6 protein-coding genes are annotated in these 4,284 nt (G+C 44.3%); 4 read left to right on the plus strand and 2 right to left on the minus strand.

Annotated features, from left to right (window positions below; all coding sequences use genetic code 11):
* Positions 1 to 345 precede the first annotated feature (345 nt).
* The 3 genes from PX636_RS03480 (at position 346) to PX636_RS03490 (ending at position 1,904) form a co-directional block, all read left to right on the plus strand.
* Positions 346 to 474: a hypothetical protein gene (locus tag PX636_RS03480; RefSeq protein ID WP_274518365.1), complete on the plus strand. Its 129-nt coding sequence runs from the start codon at positions 346 to 348 to the stop codon at positions 472 to 474.
* A gap of 126 nt (positions 475 to 600) precedes the next feature.
* Entirely contained in the window at positions 601 to 825 is a 225-nt protein-coding gene (locus PX636_RS03485; protein ID WP_002798121.1) for a hypothetical protein, read from the plus strand.
* A 269-nt stretch (positions 826 to 1,094) separates the two neighbouring features.
* On the plus strand, positions 1,095 to 1,904 hold the full coding sequence (locus PX636_RS03490; protein WP_002798124.1) for a squalene/phytoene synthase family protein: 810 nt from the start codon (positions 1,095 to 1,097) through the stop codon (positions 1,902 to 1,904).
* Positions 1,905 to 1,991: 87 nt separating this feature from the next.
* On the opposite strand, the gene petD is transcribed toward PX636_RS03490, so the two are convergent.
* Both petD and petB read right to left on the minus strand, forming a co-directional pair.
* Entirely contained in the window at positions 1,992 to 2,474 is a 483-nt protein-coding gene (gene petD, locus PX636_RS03495) for a cytochrome b6-f complex subunit IV (protein ID WP_002738373.1), read from the minus strand.
* A 51-nt stretch (positions 2,475 to 2,525) separates the two neighbouring features.
* Positions 2,526 to 3,194, minus strand: a complete 669-nt coding sequence (petB, locus tag PX636_RS03500; RefSeq protein WP_045362199.1) for a cytochrome b6 — start codon at positions 3,192 to 3,194, stop codon at positions 2,526 to 2,528.
* Between the two features lie 282 nt (positions 3,195 to 3,476).
* On the opposite strand from petB, the gene PX636_RS03505 reads away from it, so the two are divergent.
* On the plus strand, positions 3,477 to 3,956 hold the full coding sequence (locus PX636_RS03505) for an IS607 family transposase (RefSeq protein WP_199308304.1): 480 nt from the start codon (positions 3,477 to 3,479) through the stop codon (positions 3,954 to 3,956).
* The last annotated feature ends 328 nt before the right edge of the window (positions 3,957 to 4,284 follow it).

The following is a 4,284-nucleotide window of genomic DNA, read 5'->3' on the forward strand; positions in this document are numbered from 1 at the left end:
GTGCCTAAATTTCCCCCCGATCACTCCCAGATCCAGTACTTTTTGATTGACAAAAGGTCTAAAAGTCTTACCCAACAAGGTTTTTAGATTTATTCAGCCAGCCCTAATTAGTGTTAGGGCTTCCTGAACAAATAATACAGGGCAATCTGGACATAGATTTCGCCGTTTTTGCCGTTAACGGAGGCAGGGGGCAGCAGGCAGCAGGCCGTTTTTGTAACGGGGATTTATGCCCCGCTCCAAAAACTTTTCGCCTTAAGGCGAGGTTTTAGACCCGATTTTTCCGATAACTTTTATAGCTTTTTATCTATGGATAAAATAATTTAGATCAATTTAACCCTAGGTTAGATGTGGTATAGACTAGGATTAGTAATTTATACTCAGATAGTTATGAGACAATCCGATCGAGAAATAATAATTTTAGCGGCTGTGGCCTCCCTCTTAGCGGTAGTGGCGGAAGTGGCGATCGCTTTTTAGATAAAAAAAACTGATTTATGAGGTTAAAGTCGGGCAAAATTGGCAATCAATGCCGAGGAAAGATATCGATAGAATGCTTGTGACAGGGGCAGCAATTGCGATCGCCTCGATGAGCGAAATTAAATCATGAATATTATTGTAACCGGTCAGGTAAAAAGAATCGAAATAGGCACGGGAACTTGGGCATTAATTGCTGATAACGGTCAAACCTACGAATTAATGGAACCTCCCGCCGAATTAACCCAAAAAAAGGCAAAAGTGACAGTTATAGGTCAAATTCGCTCAGATGTGATGACTCTGGCCATGATCGGACCGGTTTTACAAGTGATCTCCTTTCAATCCTTGCCATGAAGCCGCAAAATACTGCTTAAAAACGGGCAAAAACTACTTTTTAAGCTTGTAATCTCGAAAAATTCCCGTAATTGTCCTTCAGCTATCCCAGAAAGAAAAATTGTCAAGAAGACCCTAAAGGTTGATTTTTTCGAGAATAATCTCGAAATTTTGAATAATAATACTACAATAGACAGCAACTTTGTCTTAGGAACATCGGAATCACCTAAACCGATCTATCGGATTGGTTTAACTCGTAGTTACCTAAGTTGGCGTGAGGAGAGGACTGAATGAATTTGCGCGATAATGCTTTAACGATTCTGCAAGAAACGAGTCGAACTTTTTATATTCCCATAAGTCGTTTACCAGATCGCCTGCTCGAGGCAGTAGCCTCAGCTTATCTCTGTATGAGGGCGATCGATGAAGTAGAAGACCATCCCGACCTAGATAACTTCAGTAAATCCCAGATATTAAGACAAATTAGCCTGAATTTACAAGCAGGTACTGAAAATTCCACCAAAGAGGACTTTGCTTTTGGCTTAGTCCATCGGGAGATTTTGCCGGAAGTAACCCTGAGAATTGGCGAATGGGCCCTGTTAGCACCGGATTCGATCGCCCCCCGGGTTTGGGATGCCACGGCGGCCATGGCCGATCGCATGGCCTACTGGGCTGGGAATAACTGGGATATTCGCACAGAAATAGAATTAGATCAATATACCTTTAGTGTGGCCGGTGCCGTGGGTTTATTGCTGTCTGACCTCTGGAATTGGTACGACGGCACTCAAACTAATCGCAGTTATGCCATCGGTTTTGGTCGGGGTTTACAAGCGGTTAATATTGCCCGCAACCATGGCGAGGATCTGCGCCGGGGGGTAAGTTTTCTGCCCCAGGGTTGGACAATTAGTGATATTCATAATTATGCCCGTCGTAATCTGAAATTAGCCGATTATTACACTCAATCGCTGCCTAATGGGCCGGCCCTTGATTTTTGTAAGATTCCCCTCGCTTTAGCCCATGGCACTCTCGAAGTCCTAGCTTTAGGTAAGGAAAAACTGAGCCGCAGCGATGTCATCGCTTTGGTACAACAAATTACCCGTTAGAAGAAATCAAAATTAAAATTGCCCACGATCGCTCTTCCAAAGTCAGGAATCACAAGCGTGGGCAACAAACCGGTGGCGTTCAGTAACTTAGAACAAACCGAGAGTTAAAGATATATCGATGGGGAAAGTGGCACCAATACCTAACCAGATCGTGACCACAGTACCAAATAGGAAGATAGCGGTAGCGACGGGACGACGGAAAGGATTTTGGAATTTATTGACGCTTTCAATAAAGGGAACTAACATCAAGCCTAGGGGAACGCCGGCCATGCAAGCGATACCTAAGAGTTTGTTAGGAAGAATACGGAGAATTTGGAAAACGGGATAAAGATACCACTCTGGCAGAATTTCTAGGGGAGTAGCGAAAGGATCGGCAGGTTCACCGATCATGGTGGGATCCATAATCGCTAAACCGGTGCAGAGTCCGATCGTACCAAAGATAACTACCGGGAAGACATAGAGTAGATCGTTAGGCCAAGCGGGTTCACCGTAGTAGTTGTGACCCATCCCTTTAGCCAACTTAGCGCGCAGAGCGGGATCGCTGAGATCGGGCTTTTTTAATGTGGACATGGATAATGTCTCCTAAAAATGATTTCGGATCGACAGAGATATTTTTCTGAATTATAGAGGCCCAGAAATGCCTTGTTTACGGATCATCAAGAAATGTAGCAACATGAAGACCGCGATCGACCAGGGTAGTACAAAGGTATGTAAGCTGTAGAAACGGGTTAAAGTTGCTTGACCGACGCTTTCGCTACCGCGCATCAGGGTGACGAGTTGATCACCGACGACGGGAATAGCAGCAGGTACACCAGAAACGATTTTAACCGCCCAGTAACCCACCTGATCCCAGGGTAAGGAGTAACCGGTGACACCGAAGCTAACGGTGATTACGGCCAGGACAACCCCAGTTACCCAGGTTAATTCGCGAGGTTTTTTGAAGCCACCGGTCAGATAGACGCGGAAAACGTGCAGGATCATCATTAAGACCATCATACTGGCAGACCAGCGATGGATAGAACGAATTAGCCAACCAAAGTTGACTTCGTTCATGATGTACTGTACGGAGGAGAGGGCCTCTGCTACAGTGGGTTTGTAGTAGAAGGTCATGGCGAAACCAGTGGCAAACTGGATCACGAAGCACACAAGGGTGATACCACCCAGACAGTAGAAGATATTAACGTGGGGGGGAACGTATTTGGTGCTGATATCATCAGCGATCCCTTGAATTTCTAAGCGTTCCTGAAACCATTGATAGGCTTTAGAATCCGTTACTTGTTTGGTAAACATCGCGTAACCAGTAAGAAAAATGAAAGATTTAAGGTGTGACCTTTAAAAAATGTAACACAGTTTTCAGGGCTAATTCTCGCTCTTGTCAGGTTTCTCCACCGGTGGGGATCAATTGGCGATCGCTAGACCCGAAAAACGTAACTTCCTAAAATTTCCCTTAAAATGTCTCCTAGACTACAAAAAATCGGGCCAATTGTCCGACACTGGGAATAGGTAAGGTTGACAGCTAGTTACTGATTTGCTCACATTGACCTACATACGCCACTATTTAGGCGAACGTTTGTGACCCTAAGAAAAGCCGTTGAGCTATGGGGATTACATCCCAATACATTAAGAGAATATGCCGATGAAGGGAAAATCAAAAGTATCAAAAACGAAGCAGGGCAACGATTGTACGATGTCCAGTCTTACGTCAATGGTGCAGCTAGAGCTTCCCTTGTTTGCTACTGCCGAGTCAGTTCAATCAAGCAACGAGATGACCTTGAGAGACAAGTCAGCTTTATGCGCGGATTCTATCCAGAGGCAGAAATCATCAAAGACATCGGTAGTGGGCTTAACTTCCAAAGAAAAGGACTTAGAGCCATACTGGACAGATTATTGTGGGGAAATAAACTCACAATTGTTATGTCCACACTGGACAGATTATGCCGATTTAGATTCGAGCTTATACAGTATATGGTCGAACAAAACGGTGGCAAAATCTTGGTTCTCGACCAAACTGTTCACAGTCCCGAATCAGAACTTACAGCAGACTTGTTATAAATACTTCACATCTTCTCTTGCCGAATGCCCGGACTCAGGAAGTACGCTCAAAAAATCAAAGAAAGTGCGGATTTATCCAACAACAGAACAGAAGAAACTGATTAACAAGGACGTCTTTATCTGTGGCAAAAGTGGGTTAAACAATTGAATGTTTTCAAACTAAATTGTAGATAACTTCAAATGGGAGAAGGTTGAGAATGTAGTATGGGTCAGGTGAGTAAGGTGATTGAAACTGAGACAACTTGGGCATGAGCATTGGAGAAGACTAAGGGGAGATGAGGGAGGGGAGATTGCCCCTCCCACTGGTTTAAAGTCCTTTCGAGTGTTA

This window comes from Microcystis sp. M53598_WE2, assembly GCF_030067735.1.
Classification (GTDB): domain Bacteria; phylum Cyanobacteriota; class Cyanobacteriia; order Cyanobacteriales; family Microcystaceae; genus Microcystis; species Microcystis aeruginosa.

Excerpts from the sequence above, each read along its gene's own strand:
- PX636_RS03480 (WP_274518365.1), top strand. The coding sequence starts at position 346 with ATGTGGTATAGACTAGGATTAGTAATTTATACTCAGATAGTTATGAGA.
- PX636_RS03485 (WP_002798121.1), top strand. The coding sequence starts at position 601 with ATGAATATTATTGTAACCGGTCAGGTAAAAAGAATCGAAATAGGCACG.
- PX636_RS03490 (WP_002798124.1), top strand. The coding sequence starts at position 1,095 with ATGAATTTGCGCGATAATGCTTTAACGATTCTGCAAGAAACGAGTCGA.
- petD (WP_002738373.1), bottom strand. The coding sequence starts at position 2,474 with ATGTCCACATTAAAAAAGCCCGATCTCAGCGATCCCGCTCTGCGCGCT.
- petB (WP_045362199.1), bottom strand. The coding sequence starts at position 3,194 with ATGTTTACCAAACAAGTAACGGATTCTAAAGCCTATCAATGGTTTCAG.